The organism is Mesoterricola sp. JemC181 (assembly GCF_055384585.1).
This window is the reverse complement of the sequence record NZ_AP045076.1, coordinates 283,075-296,737: the sequence shown is the minus strand read 5'-3', so window position 1 is coordinate 296,737 and position 13,663 is coordinate 283,075. Positions and strand designations below refer to the sequence as shown.

Here is a 13,663-nt window from a genome sequence, read left to right as displayed (position 1 = left end):
TGATGCGAAAATACCTCCTCCTCCTGCCCATCCTCCTCCTGGCCTGCGCCGACAAGGGCCTGTCCACCCGCCGCGGCGCCGGCAAGGACGTCGTCCTCTCGGCTTCTGCCGCCCCCGCGGGGCTGGAGCCCGGCGCCGAGACCCCGTACCCCCTCGGCCTCCCCTCCGCCCTCAAGGGCAGGGCCACCTACACCGCCAACTGCGCCTCCTGCCACGGCACCCTCCTCACGGCCGCCGAAGCCGCCGACATCCGGAAGCAGGCCGCCCTGCCCCCCACCCACGCCGACTACGGCGCGAAGGTGAAGGAGCTCGCCGCCGAGGGCCGGTGGCCCGTGGTCCCCCCCAAGGTCGGCCCCGACTTCACCAGCCGCGCCTGGCGCTTCCAGCGCACCCCCAGCCAGCTGTACCGGCTCATCGCCCACGGCCGCGCCCCGAAGATGGAGGGCGACCCCTCCCAGGGATTCTTCGAGCACCCCGGCCCCGGCGGCAAGCCCGGCGAAGGCTGGATGCGCGCCATCAAGGACCTGCGGGGCGACCAGCTGGTGGCCACCGGGGACCCGGTCCCGGTGTGGAACGCCGTCTACTATGTCTGGAGCCGCGCCATCGCCGCCGCGAGCCCCACCCAGTTCAAGGACGTGTGGGACCTGTACGGCCAGAACTGCTCGGTCTGCCATGGGGACACCGCCCAGGGCAACGGCCCCCTGGCCCGGACCCTCAACCCGCCGCCCTTCGACTTCTCCAACCGCAAGGCCCTCGCCCAGAGCACCGACGCCTTCCTCTTCTGGCGCATCTCCGAGGGCGGCCAGTTCAAGACCATCCCCGCCTCCGTCCGGGCCTCCATGACGCCCGAGTCGCTCCAGCAGTTCGTCCACCAGTGGTCCGCCATGCCCAGCTGGCGCGGCGTCCTCACCGAAGACCAGCGCTGGATGCTGGTGGACGGCGTCCGCAGCCGCACCTATGAGCACGAATAGGAGATTGTGATGAAGGAGAACCAGCGCCGGCTCTTCCTGAAGGCCATCACGAGCATCCCCATCCTCGGGGGCGCCGTGCTGGCCGCCAGTGCCCTGATCCGGTACTTCAAGCCCACCACCGTCGGGGGCGTCAAGGGCCTGGTGGCCCCCCCCGACGAGGCCGGCAGCAGCATCCAGATCGTGGCCGCCCTGAGCGAACTCACCCAGCCCTGGGACTTCAAGGAGTTCATCTACATCCGGAAATCCGTGGAGTACTCCAGCCGCAAGATCCAGGGCGCCAAGATACCCGGCTTCGTGGTGCGCCTTCCGGACGACCTCGCGGATCCGAAGGATCCCAAGTCGAAGTTCGTCGTCGTGCAGCGCATCTGCCCGCACCTGGGCTGCACGTTCAACTTCGTCCAGAGCCCCGAGGAACTGGCCGGCGGGTACAACTACAAGCCCCCCGCACCCACGCATCCCTACTTCGCGTGCCCCTGCCACCTCTCGGTGTACGACCCCACCCGCAAGACGGAAGTCAACCTCCAGGGACTGCTGCCGGGCAAGGTGGTCTCGGGCCCGGCGCCCCGGCCCCCGCGCACCATGTCCTTCGACATCAAGGACGGGCAGATCCTGATCACCGGCACGGAAGGAGGCGGCGTTGGTTAAGGCCATTCCCTATCTCATCCGGGGCCTCTTCGACGCCCCCGCCACCTTCCTCAAGTGGTTCCAGGAGCGGTGGACGAAGATGGAGCTGTTCGACGAGGGCCGCACCGAACAGGCCAAGTCCAATCCCTGGTACACCCTCGGGGGCATGTGGTACTGGGTCTGGATGCTGGTGATCCTCAGCGGCGTGGTGCTGATGATCTACTACGTGCCGGTCACCGACCAGGCCTACCACTCCATCGAGCGGATCCAGCACAACTGGCGCTGGGGCCCCGTGCCCATCGGCTCCCTCACCCGCGGCCTCCACAAGTACGGGGCGGACGCCTTCATCATCCTGGCCACCATGCGCGTCTACCGCATGTGGTTCACGGGCGAATACAAGCAGGGCAACGAGTTCACCTTCATCATCGCCCTGCTGCTGCTGATCATCGGCATGTATTCCGGCCTCACCGGCTACCTCCTCATCTGGAACCAGCGCGCCCTGTGGGCCACCAAGGTCATGGCCACCTTCCCCACCTACCTGGACCAGAACCCCAGCTGGCTCCCGGGCGGCGATTTCATCAACTGGACCAACCAGGGCAAGACCACCGCCCAGATCCTCCTGGGGGGCACCAGCATCGGTCCGGCCACCGTGACCCGGTTCTACGCCTTCCACTTCATGCTCAGCTTCATCCCGATGATCTTCTTCGAGCTGCGGGTGTACCGCCTGGGCTTCAAGCGCATGAACATCAGCCACTGGGCCAAGCTGGCGGTCTTCGGCGTGATCCTGGCCATCGCCATCATGATCCCCGCGGCCCAGGGCAGCCCCGCCAACCCCGAGGTGACCCCCAACCCCATCCTCTCGGACTGGTACTTCCTGGCCATGTATCACTTCCTGAAGCTCCAGGATCCCTACCTGGCCACCGTGCTCACCGTGGCGATCCCCTTCCTGGTGCTGGCCTCCATGTTCCTGGACCGGCGGCCCGAGCGGGAATGGGGCAAGCGCCAGATCTTCAACTGGATCGGCATCGGCGGGCTCATCTATTTCATCGTCTTCAGCTTCCTCATCCTCAACGGCATCGCCGACCTGCACCGGGACGCGCCGCTGTGGTACTTCTCCATGGGCGGCTTCCTCCTGGCGGGCTACCTCCAGGACTGGGCCTACGTCATGCGGCGGGACCAGAAGCGCTGGTGGGAGACCTTCCACCTCTTCTTCGTGGCCTTCATCCTCGTGTGCATGTCCGCCAACACCCTGTACCACTACTTCGGCGATATCCGGGAGTGGAACGTGCTCGGCAAGACGGAGATGCCCAAGGTCCTGGCCCGGCTGCAGCAGGCCAACCCCCTGGCCACCCCGGACATGGCCTTCGAGTGGCTGGAAAAGAACCGCCCCGGCCTGAACCTCTGGCTCACCAGCAAGAAGGGCCCCGGAAAGCCGCCGGGCATGGAGCTGTGGCTGGTGCACGTGGCCGCCTGGCTCGGGATCATCGCCTCCGGCATCTATATCGGCCTGGGCCGGTGGGGGCGCCGCAAGAAGGCCGAGGAGCTGGCGGCCCTGGCCAAGGCCAAGCCCAAGGCTGCGGGGGCCTGACATGTATTCCCTCCGGCAGATCCAGGCGTGCAAGTGGACCGGGACGGTCCTGGCGGTGGGGGTGCTCAGCGCCACCTTCAGCCGGTGGAACGCCTTCAAGGCCACCCCCACCCCGGGCACCTACGCCGGCATCCTGGCGGCCCTCACCGGCTTCCTGCTCCTCATGATCTCCCTGGCCGTGGTGGTCTACGCGGAGGAGAAGGCGCGGGGGCGCATCACCCGCCCCCGGCCCCTCCTCGATCGCATCGCCGACCGCCTTTTCCTGAAACGCGACGAACATGACCAAGGTTGAGCCCATGCGCAAGCGACCCATCTTCGGTGTGATCTTCCTGCTGACCGGCCTCGGCATCTTCGGGTACTTCATCCTGCACAGCGTGCTCACCGAAGTGGGCCCGCCCCCGGGCGTGCCGGTGCCGGCGCAGATGCGCCTGGAGACCACCAACAAGGAACCCTTCCGCGAATTCGACGTGGTCAAGTGGCTGGGCTGGGCCTTCGTGGTCGCGGCCCTGGCCGAAGTGGGCGCCGCCTACCTGCGCAAGCAGAGCACCACCCTGGACCAGTAGGGGACGACATGTACCGCAAATTCCTGCGCCTCACCAAGAGCCTCACGGTCAGCTTCGAGAAGCTGGTCAACTTCCTCACCACCCAGGAGCACAACCCCCTGTACTTCCACGGGGCGCTCCCCCTCTACACCTTCTGGTTCCTCATCTTCTCCGGGATCCTGCTGTGGATGTACTACATCCCCACCCTGGACAGGGCCTGGTCCAGCGTGAACTACATCTCCGCCCTCCCCACCCCGGGCGATCCCATCAACCTGGCCGCGGGCATCCCCTACGGCGCCGTGGTGCGCGGCATCCACCGCTGGGGCGCGGCGGCCATGATGATCGTCACCCTCCTGCACATGTTCCGGGTCTACTTCACGGACCGGCACCGCGCCTGGCGCTGGCTGCCCTGGGTCACGGGCGTGGGCCTGCTCATCTTCGTGCTCTTCGTGGGGCTCACCGGCTACCTCCTGGTGTGGGACGCCCGGGCCTACTACATCGTCGTGGCCACCCAGCACCTCTTCGACGGGGTGCCCGTCATCGGCGCGGCCCTGTCGAGCTTCCTGGTGGGCGGCGAAGGCATCACGGACTACACCCTCACCCGTTTCCTCTTCTTCCACGTGGGCGGGGCCGTGTTCATCTTCTTCCTCGTGTGGATGCACTTCATCCGCCTCAAGGAACCCGTGGTCACCCCCAGCCGGGCCACCAACTTCCTGCTGCTGGGCTTCATCCTCCTGGCCGCTGGCACCCTGCCGGCCATCAACATCACGCACGAGCTGCTGGCCAAGTACGGCCATGACCCCCGCATCGCCGCGCAGGCCGCCTACATCGCCAGCGACGCCCCGGCCCAGATCGGCACCCTGGTTGAGACCATCCGCTACGACGCCTGGTACATGTTCCCCTACTGGCTCATCCAGAACGTGGGCACCACCTGGACCTGGCTGATCCTGGGCGGCTCCACGGTGCTGCTGTGCGTGGCGCCCTTCTACCCCAAGGACCGCCGGGCCAACATCGCCGAGGTCATCGAAGCCAAGTGCACGGGCTGCACCTTCTGCAGCCTGGACTGCCCGTTCGAGGCCATCACCATGGTGGACCGGGCCCCGGGCAGCAAGTTCAAGCAGATCGCCGTGGTGCAGGCGGCCCGGTGCAGCGAGTGCGGCATCTGCGTGGGGGCCTGCCCCTTCCAGGCCATCGAGCTGCCCGAGCTGCACTCCAAGACCCTGGAGGCCGATCTCCTGGCCCTCGTGAAGAAGGGAGCCTGAATGTCAGAAACCAAGCGCACCATCATCGGTTTCGTGTGCGAGCGCAGCCTCCCCGTGGAGCGCATGCTGGACGCGAACAAGGCCCTGCTGGACGACCCGGAGACCAAGTTCGTCATCGTGCCCTGCTCGGGCATGGTCAAGCCCACGCTCATGGAGGCCGCCCTGGCCAACGGCGCCGACGCCACCTTCGTGTGCGGCTGCGCCATCGGGGACTGCCACTACCGCACCGGCAACCTCATGATCCGCGAGCGGCTCGAAGGCAAGCGCAACCCCAAGCTCCGCAAGACCACCGACCGCCGCAAGGTGGGCATGTTCTTCGTGACCATGAAGGACCGGGTGGCCTTCCTGGAGGCCCTGGCCGCCTTCAAGGCCGGCCTGGACGTCAAACCCGTGCTGGAGGACTAGGATGGCCACCCCCGCCAAGAAGGCCGAGCCCCAGGCCAAGGACTACGTGGTGATGCTCCGCTACCTGCTTTTCTACCTGTTCTTCTTCGGACTTCTCTACCTCGTCGCCCTTTTCGGCGAAGTGGCCGAGAAGTGAGGAGCCGCCCATGACCGAACCCCTCGAAACGCCCCGCCCCGAAGGCGAGGAGCCCCCCGTATCCCTCCTCAAGATCCTCCAGGAGAACCCCTTCCTGGTGAAGATGCTCGTCTTCTTCTTCCTGATGCTCTTCGTGCCGCTGGTGCTGGCCTGGAAGTTCGACCTGTTCCTCGTGGCCAATTAAGGAACTCCCATGGACCATCCCAACTGGACCCTCATCATCGTCTTCACCGCCGTGGGCATCGCCTTCGCGGCGGGCTTCGTCCTCTTCGCCCTGTGGGCCATCCGCGACGGCCAGTTCAAGGATGTCGAAGGGGTGAAGTTCCGCATGCTCGAGGACTTCAATCCCAAGAAGGGCAAGCGCGAGGCCAAGGACTGATGTGCCTCATCCTCGTCGCCTGGCAGGCCCACCCCCGCTTTCCCCTGGTGGTGGCCGCCAACCGTGACGAGTTCCACGCCCGCCCCAGCGCCCCGGCCGCTCCCTGGCCGGAGGACCCCCGGGTGACGGCCGGCCGGGACCTCGAGGCCGGTGGAACCTGGCTCGGCATCCGGGAGGACGGCCGCTTCGCCGCCGTCACCAATGTCCGCGAACCGGGCGTGCCCAAGGGCAGCCTCTCCCGGGGCCACCTCACCCGCGACTTCCTCCTGGGCGACCGTTCCCCCGGCGATTTCGCCGCCGCCATCGACGGCTCGCTCCACTCCGGCTTCAACCTCCTGGTGGCCGACACCGGGGAACTCTGGTACCGCTCCAACCGCGACGGCGCTCCCCGCAGCCTGGAACCCGGCGTGTACGGCGTGTCCAACCACCTCCTGGACACCCCCTGGCCCAAGCTGGCCACGGCCCGGAAGCGCTTCGCCCTGGCCCTGGCCTCCCTCCCCGCGCTGAACCCCTGCTTCGACATCCTCGCGGACCGGGAGATCGTCCCGGACGAACGCCTCCCCGCCACGGGCGTCCCCCTGGAGTGGGAGCGCCTGCTCTCCGCGGTCTTCGTTCAGTCCGAGGCCTACGGGACGCGCGCCTCCACCGTGCTGGCCCGGGACAGGGCCGGCGCCTTCCTCTTCGAGGAGCGCCGCTTCGGCCCCGGGGGCGAACGGATCTAGGAGCCCTCCCCGCCCAGAGGCGTGGTGACGGTGCAGATCCAGGGTCCGCCCCCCATGTCGGGGACGGTCGCGAGAATGAGGTTGTCGCCAAGCACCTTGAAGATGATGGCGGGAACCGCTCCCAGCCGCACCCTCGTGGCGCCCGTGAAGCCCGAACCCGTGACGAGGAGATCCCGGTGGCCGGAGAAGGCCGGGCCCGCGTGGACGGCGGACACCACGGGCCTCATCAGGGCCGTGAGCTTCTGGGCGGCCGGATTGCCGGGCATGGTGGCGGCCGTCCAGAACAGCTTCCGCACGGAATTCGTTGTCTTCGCGCGGGCATTCATGACCATCTGGTCGGCATCGTTCAGGAACAGGTGGAGGGTAGCCGCCGCCCGGTCCCCAAGCCGGACCAGGGTCCAGAAGGCCGCGGTGGTGGTGTGGTCCAGACCCTCGAGGTTCATGACGGCAGCCGGTGAGGACAGGACAAAGCGGCCGTCGTCATGCACGTGCACGGGGCCCGGGAAGAAATCGTCCGGTCCGTGCCCCTGGAAGTGGAAGGCCGGGGCGGCGTCGAACAGGCCCACATCCACCGTGCGGTTCTCGTTGTAGGCGCCAGGGGCCGTCACGGTGGCCGGGGCGTCCGGGTCCGTCCAGTAGTGGGGCCGGAACAGGTAGCCGGCGTCATCCAGGTACGGCATGTCCTGGCTCACGCAGTAGAGGTCCACCCGGTCCTCCGCCAGGCCAAGGGCATGGACCTTGTCCCGGAGCGTCCGTGGCACCGCCTCCAGGAAGGCCTGGGGCAGCTTCAGGGCGAGGGTGCAGAAGGTCCCGGTGTGCCTGCCCGGGCGGACGTTGTCCAGGTAGGGATCGTAGTTATGGAAAAGGGGTGCCTTGGGGAAGTTCAGGACCCCATACTGCTGGGTTCGCATCCCCGCCGGGAAATCCAGGAGGTCGAAGCCCGGATTCGTGGGGTCCAGGAACGGCATGGCCCCGGGCTGGACCCGCTTTGGAGCCAGGGGGGTGTCCAGGAAGGCCACCCGCTGCGTGGGCGGGGCGGTGACCGTGAACGCCGGGGTCGCGGGCACGGTGCCGTCGGACAACGCCCGGAACGTCAGCGGGCCACTGGCCATGCCCGGCGGGATGGGGACGTGGAGCGTCGTCCCGTCCACGAGCAGCTGGTTCGGGATCTCCACGCCGTCCTTCATCAGGGGGCCGGCCCGGTCCAGGTCCTTTCCCCGCAGGGTCACCACCGTCCCCGGGGGACCCGCCAGGGGGCTCATGGCGTCCACCCGGATGTCCAGCAACCGCGACACCAGGAACGGCCTGCTTTGCGCGAGACCCGTCAAGGTCTCCACTTCGATGGGCGCGAGGGTCGCCGGGGCCGCCGGCGGAATCCGCAGCAGGATGCGGTCGGGTCCGGCCACGGTGTAGGAGCCCGGGGGCAGCGGGATGCCGGCGAACCTGACGGCCTTGACCGAGGTGAAGTCGGTCCCGGTCACGACGACGTCGGCACCCACCGGTCCCGTGAGCCGGTTGAGCCCGGTGATGGTGGGAGCGGGTGCAGGAGGTGGGGTCGGAGCCGGTGTCGGTTTTGGCGTCGGCGTCGAAGTCGGGGTTGGCGTCGGAATCGGGGTCGGGGCCGGCGCCGGAGACGAGGTTGGCGTCGGAGTCGGGGTCGGAGCCGGCATCGGAGACGAGGTTGGCGTCGGAGTCGGCGTCGAAGATGGGTCAGGCGCCGGAGCCGGAGCGGGCGTCGAAATCGGGTCGGGGGTCGGAGCCGGAGTGGGGGCCGGCGTCGAAGTCGGGTCGGGGGTTGGTGCCGGGTCCGGCGAGGCCTCCACCGTGAAGTCCATGCCCTGGGTGGCCGCGCCCTGGTCGTTGCGGGCGGCGATGGTGACGGTGCCGCTGGCGCCGGCGGGCACCACCACCACCATTACCGTGTCGGTCCGGGTCCGGACCACGGCCTCCCCGCCGCCGAAGGTCACCTTGGCCCCCAGGAGGTTCCTTCCCGAGATCCTCACCAGGTCGCCGGGCTTTCCCTTGCCGGGGGTGATGGAGACCAGTTCGGGCACCCTTGAGCCGGGGGCCACCTCGGGCACGGCGGCGGCGCCCCCCTTGCCCGAGCCGCCACCGCAGGCGAGCAGGAGGGTCAGCCCCGCGGCGGCGGGAACCAGATCCTGGAGGAATTTGGAAATATTAATATTGCTGCACATAATTACAGAGCTCTCTCCCGTCCGGAAGGTGGGACCTCCGGACCGGAAGTTCCCGCGGGGGATCTTCTACGCCCCCGGCATGGACTTCATTTTCGAAACCTCCTTTCGGAACCCCGGAGGGCCGCGTGGCCCTCCCGGCATCCGCGCGCTGGAAGGGTTCCACGTGGGCGGAGACCTGTGGATCGGCCTGACACCTAGAGCACCCGCCGCACCGCCGCGGTGGTCACGCCCTCCAGCCTGAAGCTGCGGCAGGCCGCCGCTTCCTTTTCCGTCATGCGTCCCCCGGGGAAGTCCCAGCTACCCCCGAAGCGGCCCTTGCCCTGCTGGTCCTCGGCCAGGAGGTCGATCCTGCGGAGGACCTCCTGGATTTCGCCCTGGGTCAGGTTCTTCACGACGATCACGGCCAGGGTTCCCTCCTTCCACTCGAAGAAGGCTTGCCGGGTGAGGTAGCTCTCCCGCGTGCTCCCCGGGGCGGCCTCCGGCGCTTTGGGGGACGCCTCTTCCCGCGGGGCCGGACGGACCGGGGCAGCGGGGGCCTTCTCCGCCTTCACGGGGACCGCTTTCGGTGCGGCCCTGGGGGTCTCGGCGGTGCGGGCCCAGAGGCCCGCCCCGCACATGACCGACAGCGCCGCCCCGCAGAGGAGCGCGGCCCAGGGGATCCGCGCGGGATCGGGGCGGGGAGCGAGGAGCCGCTTGATTCTCAGCATCACGTTGCCTCCTCCGGCAGCCAGGGCCGGGGCTGGAGTCCGGAGATCGTCCAGACGGTTCAGGGTGCGGGCATAGAACTCAGGGTCACCCCCGAAGGCCACCGCGGCGTCGTCGCAGCAGAGCTCCCGCTCCGCGCGAACGCGGCCGGAGATCCACCACACGCACGGGTGGTAGAAGAGCAGGACCTCCACGGCGCCCTGCGCCAGGTTGACGAGGTAGTCGTGGCGCCGCACGTGGCACAGCTCGTGCACGAGGATGAGGTCCAGGGCAGCGGGGCTCAGTCCGGTCACCACTGCCGCCGGCAGGAGGATCAGGGGGCGCAGCGCCCCCAGCACCACGGGCATCTCCACCCGGGAGCTGATGCGCAGGCGCACCGGGCGCCCCAGGCCCAGCACCCCCGCCAGGACCTCCACCCGGTCCTGCAGGTCCCTGGCCAGGGAGAGCCCCGTCCACCGGAGCCGCTGCACCCGGACCCAGCCCCCGGCCAGGCGCAGCCCGAGGACCAGGGCCCCCGCCGCCCAGGCCGTGAAGAGCGCCGGCAGGTGGGGCAGGAGCCGGACCTTGAGTCCCAGGGGCCAGGTGGGCGCCGGCACCAGGGCCTCCGCCGCGAGCCGGATGGGCTGGGCCGGACCCGCCATGGGCCCTCCGGGCAGCCCCAGCAGGAAGGTCGCCAGGGGCCATGCCACGCAGGCCGCCAGGCCCAGGCAGGCCAGGACGTACCGCGCCCTCGGCCCCCGCGCCAGGCGCAGCGCCAGGGCCGTGGCGGCCCAGATGACCAGGCCCTGCCAGAGGAAGTGCAGCAGGGCCCACGCCAGGCTCTGCAGCTCCGGGCCCAGGGTCCTCATGGCTTCCTCCCGTCCAGGAGCCTCTGGATCTCCGCCTTTTCCGCGGGCTTGAGCTTCCCGGCCTGCAGCGCCAGCATCACCAGCTCCCGCGCGGAGCCCCCGAAGGCCCGGTCCAGCAGGTCCCGCAGCAGCCCGCGCTGGGCCTGGGTCCGCTCCAGCGCCGCGGCATAGACGTGGCTGCGTTCCGTGTCGTCCCGCACCACCAGTTCCTTGTCGAACATCGTCTGGAGCATCTTCAGGACCGTGGTGTAGGCCACGTCCTTGCGGGCGGCCAGCACCTCGTGGACCTGGCGCACCGTGGAGGGACCCCGGTCCCACAGGACGTTGAGGATGGTCAGTTCCACATCGGTGGGCTGGGTGGAGGCGTGTCGCACGGATCACCTACATTTTCTTTCGTAGTATCAATCTACGAAAGAAAATGTAGATGTCAAGCTCCCGGCAGGATTTCTAGGGACGGGCCTCCATGCGGAAGGCGAAGGTCTTCCAGGCCGCGTCCAGGGGGATGCGGACCTCGCCGGAGGCGCCTCCCGAGGCATCCGTGCAGCGTACGCGGACCGTGGTGCCGCCGCGCAGGTCCATGACCACGCTGGGGCGCGACTCGGTCCAGGCGTCCCGGGGCTCCCCGCCGCCCGCCTTCACCGTGCCGTACGGCTTGCCGTCCGGGTTATCCGGCAGGAACTCCAGCTTCAGGCCGCCCCGGTGGCTCACCCGGGTCCACACGGTCCAGGTGGATCCCGTGCGGCGCAGGGTGCCGTCCACCCACCCCTGCCCCAGGGGCGCCGCGGGCTGCACGGCCCGGGCCTTCAGGAGGTCCAGCACGAGGCCGCGGTAGTTCTCGGCCTCGGTGCCGGCGCGTCCCGCGTCCAGGGCCTCCTCGCCGCAGTTGTAGGCCGCTACGGCCCGGGCCGTGTCGCCCTGGTAGCGGTCCAGCAGGAACTTCAGGTAGCGGGCGCCGGCGGCGGCCACCTCCGCGGGATCCGCGAGGTTCCGGGCGCCGAAGCGCGTGGCGGTGGCTGGCATCACCTGCAGGATGCCCAGGGCCCCGAGGGGGCTCTTCGCCTTGGGATTGAGGCCGCTTTCGGCCCAGGCCACGGACCTGAGCAGCTGGGGATCCAGGCCCTCCCGCGCGGCCAGGGTGTCCAGGCCGGCGATGGCGCCCGGATCGGCGTTGATGGGTGGAGCCGCGGGAGCGCCCGCGCGCAGCGCCAGGACGGCGAAGGGCGCAAGCAGGAGGATGGCGGGCCCCGGCGACCACGACGAGGTGGCTGGGGGCGGGTTCAGGAGTCGGCGTATGCGTTCGTGCAAGATTCCTCCGCGGGCCGCGAGGGCCATTGAGGTGAGGTTGGGCTGGACGTCGTCCAGCGCGTCGAGGGCCAGGGCCAGGCGCCGCGGATCGCCGATGGCCCTGACGGCCAGATCGTCGCAGAGGTGTTCCCGCACGGTCCGGATCCGGCGGGACAGCCACCACACCACGGGGTGGTGGAAGCAGAGCACCTCGATGACGCCCTGGATGAGGTTGACGAGGTAGTCGAGGCGCGCCACGTGGGCCAGCTCATGGGCCAGGAGCGCCTCCAGGTAGGCTTCGGGCAGGGCCGTGAAAAGGGCCGCCGGCACCAGCACCACGGGACGCCAGAGTCCCACCGCCACGGGCGTGGCCACCCGGGCCGAGGCCAGGAGCAGCACCCGTCCCCGCACGCCCAGGGCCCGCGCGAGGCCCGCGAAGCGCCCCTGCCAGGCATCGGGCGCCGGACGCGCCCGGCGGCGCCAGGCCACGGTGGTCAGCCAGCCCCCTCCGAGCCGCGCGGCCATCCCGGCCACGCCCAGGCTCCAGGCGGCCGCGACCCAGCCCAGGTGCCCGGCCACCCAGGCCAGGCGCCTCCCGGATTCAGCCACGGGAGGAGCGGCCTGGAGGGCCTGCAGGGCCGGTTCCGTGCCCGCGGGCCCCGGCATGGCCTCGGCGGCCACCGCGAGCCCCTGGGCGAAGCCCAGGGCCGGCAGGACCAGGCACAGCACCAGGGCGCCCAGGGCGATGCCGTACTGGGCCCGGGGCCGCTCCGGTCCCGCCACCCGCAGCATGACCGCCGCGACGGCCCCCACCGCGGCGAGCTGCCATACGGAATGGACCAGGGCCCACCCCAGCGCCGGCGCCGCGCCGTTCATTTCGACGTCCCCAGCAGCCGCCGGATGCGGGCCTTCTCCTCGGGGGAGACCGATCCCGCCTGCAAGGCCGCCTGCACCAGCGCCAGGGCCGACCCCCCGAAGAGCCGGTCCCGCAGGTCCGCCACGAGCCCCTGCTCCATGGACTCCCGGGGATGGGCCGCGCGGTACACATGGGAGCGCGCCGACTCGTCCCGGGCCACCAGCCCCTTCTCCAGCATCACCTGCAGCATCCGCAGGGCCCCGGTATAGGTGTACTCCTGGTGGCAGGCCAGGGCGGCCTGGACGTCCTTGACGGGCACCGGCCCCAGGTCCCAGAGGATCCTGAGGATCTTGAGCTCGGCTTCGGTGGGGCGGGGGGGGTGGGTCATGGGGGCCTCGACTACTCAAATTGGTCTACTCAATTTGGTGTAGTTTGGATCGCCCGTCAAGGGGGAGTTTCCAGAGGGGCCTTCTAGGGCATCCCGACCCAGAGCCCCAGCAGGCCCAGCCGGCGCGCCAGCTCCGAGAAGCGCTCCACGGGGAAGCCCATCACCGTGGCGAAGCTGCCTTCGATACGCTCGATGAACAGGGCGGCGATGCCCTGGGCGGCGTAGCCCCCTGCCTTGTCCATGGGCTCGCCGGAGGCGGCGTACCATTCCGCCTGCTTCTTCTGCAGGGGGCGGAGGAACACGTTGGCGGTGTCCACCAGGGTGTAGACCTCGCTGTTGCGGCGCAGGCAGAGGCCGGTGTGCACCTGGTGGCTGCGGCCCTGGATGAGCATGAGCATGCGCACGGCGTCGGCCTCGGACGCGGGCTTGCCCAGGATGTGGTGGTCCACGGCAACGGTGGTGTCGGCGGCGATGACCCAGCGGTCGGGGTTCACGATGCCCACGATCTCGGCCTTGGCCTGGGCCAGGCGGACCACCATGGACTCGGGATCCTCGCCCGGGCGGGGCGTCTCGTCCACTTCGGGCGCCCACACCTCGTAGGGGATGTGCAGCGCCTCCATCCAGTGGCGGCGCCGCGGGGACACCGACGCCAGGATGGGGGGCGGCACGTGCAGGGTGATGTCGTCGGGCATGGCGGACCTTCCGGCCGGGAGAGGCCAATCTCCGAGTCTCCCATCAACCGTCCGGGTTTTTGATCG

The 13,663-nt window shown here is 69.6% G+C and carries 17 protein-coding genes; 11 read left to right on the top strand and 6 right to left on the bottom strand.

Annotation, left to right across the window (positions count from 1 at the left end; all coding sequences use genetic code 11):
• Positions 1-2: 2 nt before the first annotated feature.
• Genes ACZ5MC_RS01390 through ACZ5MC_RS01340 form a run of 11 tightly spaced genes read left to right on the top strand, consistent with a single transcriptional unit; the run spans position 3 to position 6,629 of the window.
• Entirely contained in the window at positions 3-971 is a 969-nt protein-coding gene (locus ACZ5MC_RS01390; RefSeq protein ID WP_464516883.1) for a c-type cytochrome, read from the top strand.
• A 9-nt stretch (positions 972-980) separates the two neighbouring features.
• Positions 981-1,616, top strand: coding sequence for a QcrA and Rieske domain-containing protein (locus ACZ5MC_RS01385; RefSeq protein ID WP_464516882.1), 636 nt, complete (start codon positions 981-983; stop codon positions 1,614-1,616).
• On the top strand, positions 1,609-3,183 hold the full coding sequence (locus ACZ5MC_RS01380; protein ID WP_306598463.1) for a cytochrome b N-terminal domain-containing protein: 1,575 nt from the start codon (positions 1,609-1,611) through the stop codon (positions 3,181-3,183). The genes ACZ5MC_RS01385 and ACZ5MC_RS01380 overlap by 8 nt, the downstream gene beginning before the upstream one ends.
• Before the next feature lies 1 nt (position 3,184).
• Positions 3,185-3,475: a hypothetical protein gene (locus tag ACZ5MC_RS01375; RefSeq protein WP_306598462.1), complete on the top strand. Its 291-nt coding sequence runs from the start codon at positions 3,185-3,187 to the stop codon at positions 3,473-3,475.
• A 4-nt stretch (positions 3,476-3,479) separates the two neighbouring features.
• Positions 3,480-3,746: a hypothetical protein gene (locus ACZ5MC_RS01370; RefSeq protein WP_306598461.1), complete on the top strand. Its 267-nt coding sequence runs from the start codon at positions 3,480-3,482 to the stop codon at positions 3,744-3,746.
• Positions 3,747-3,754: 8 nt separating this feature from the next.
• Positions 3,755-4,987 carry a cytochrome b N-terminal domain-containing protein gene (locus ACZ5MC_RS01365; RefSeq protein WP_306598460.1) on the top strand — a complete coding sequence of 411 codons (1,233 nt, stop codon included), beginning with the start codon at positions 3,755-3,757 and terminating at the stop codon, positions 4,985-4,987.
• Entirely contained in the window at positions 4,988-5,392 is a 405-nt protein-coding gene (locus ACZ5MC_RS01360) for a hydrogenase iron-sulfur subunit (RefSeq protein ID WP_306598459.1), read from the top strand. It abuts the gene before it with no gap.
• A 1-nt stretch (position 5,393) separates the two neighbouring features.
• Positions 5,394-5,528 carry a hypothetical protein gene (locus ACZ5MC_RS01355; protein WP_306598458.1) on the top strand — a complete coding sequence of 45 codons (135 nt, stop codon included), beginning with the start codon at positions 5,394-5,396 and terminating at the stop codon, positions 5,526-5,528.
• A gap of 10 nt (positions 5,529-5,538) precedes the next feature.
• Entirely contained in the window at positions 5,539-5,712 is a 174-nt protein-coding gene (locus tag ACZ5MC_RS01350; protein WP_306598457.1) for a hypothetical protein, read from the top strand.
• A 9-nt stretch (positions 5,713-5,721) separates the two neighbouring features.
• Entirely contained in the window at positions 5,722-5,907 is a 186-nt protein-coding gene (locus ACZ5MC_RS01345; RefSeq protein ID WP_306598456.1) for a cbb3-type cytochrome oxidase assembly protein, read from the top strand.
• On the top strand, positions 5,907-6,629 hold the full coding sequence (locus ACZ5MC_RS01340; protein ID WP_464516881.1) for an NRDE family protein: 723 nt from the start codon (positions 5,907-5,909) through the stop codon (positions 6,627-6,629). The genes ACZ5MC_RS01345 and ACZ5MC_RS01340 overlap by 1 nt, the downstream gene beginning before the upstream one ends.
• Here ACZ5MC_RS01340 and ACZ5MC_RS01335 read toward each other — a convergent pair.
• From ACZ5MC_RS01335 to ACZ5MC_RS01310, 6 genes are all read right to left on the bottom strand, one after another.
• Complete coding sequence (locus ACZ5MC_RS01335; RefSeq protein ID WP_464516880.1) at positions 6,626-8,824, bottom strand: IPT/TIG domain-containing protein; 2,199 nt, start codon at positions 8,822-8,824, stop codon at positions 6,626-6,628. The genes ACZ5MC_RS01340 and ACZ5MC_RS01335 overlap by 4 nt on opposite strands.
• 194 nt (positions 8,825-9,018) lie before the next feature.
• Positions 9,019-10,377 (bottom strand): M56 family metallopeptidase, encoded by a 1,359-nt coding sequence (locus ACZ5MC_RS01330; RefSeq protein WP_464516879.1) that lies wholly within the window; start codon positions 10,375-10,377, stop codon positions 9,019-9,021.
• Positions 10,374-10,751 (bottom strand): BlaI/MecI/CopY family transcriptional regulator, encoded by a 378-nt coding sequence (locus tag ACZ5MC_RS01325; RefSeq protein ID WP_306598452.1) that lies wholly within the window; start codon positions 10,749-10,751, stop codon positions 10,374-10,376. Before ACZ5MC_RS01325 ends, ACZ5MC_RS01330 begins: the two co-directional genes overlap by 4 nt.
• Positions 10,752-10,824: 73 nt before the next feature.
• Positions 10,825-12,537, bottom strand: coding sequence for a M56 family metallopeptidase (locus tag ACZ5MC_RS01320; RefSeq protein WP_464516878.1), 1,713 nt, complete (start codon positions 12,535-12,537; stop codon positions 10,825-10,827).
• Positions 12,534-12,905 carry a BlaI/MecI/CopY family transcriptional regulator gene (locus tag ACZ5MC_RS01315; RefSeq protein WP_464516877.1) on the bottom strand — a complete coding sequence of 124 codons (372 nt, stop codon included), beginning with the start codon at positions 12,903-12,905 and terminating at the stop codon, positions 12,534-12,536. Before ACZ5MC_RS01315 ends, ACZ5MC_RS01320 begins: the two co-directional genes overlap by 4 nt.
• Positions 12,906-12,988: 83 nt before the next feature.
• Positions 12,989-13,597, bottom strand: a complete 609-nt coding sequence (locus tag ACZ5MC_RS01310) for a Maf family protein (RefSeq protein WP_464516876.1) — start codon at positions 13,595-13,597, stop codon at positions 12,989-12,991.
• Positions 13,598-13,663: the final 66 nt, after the last annotated feature.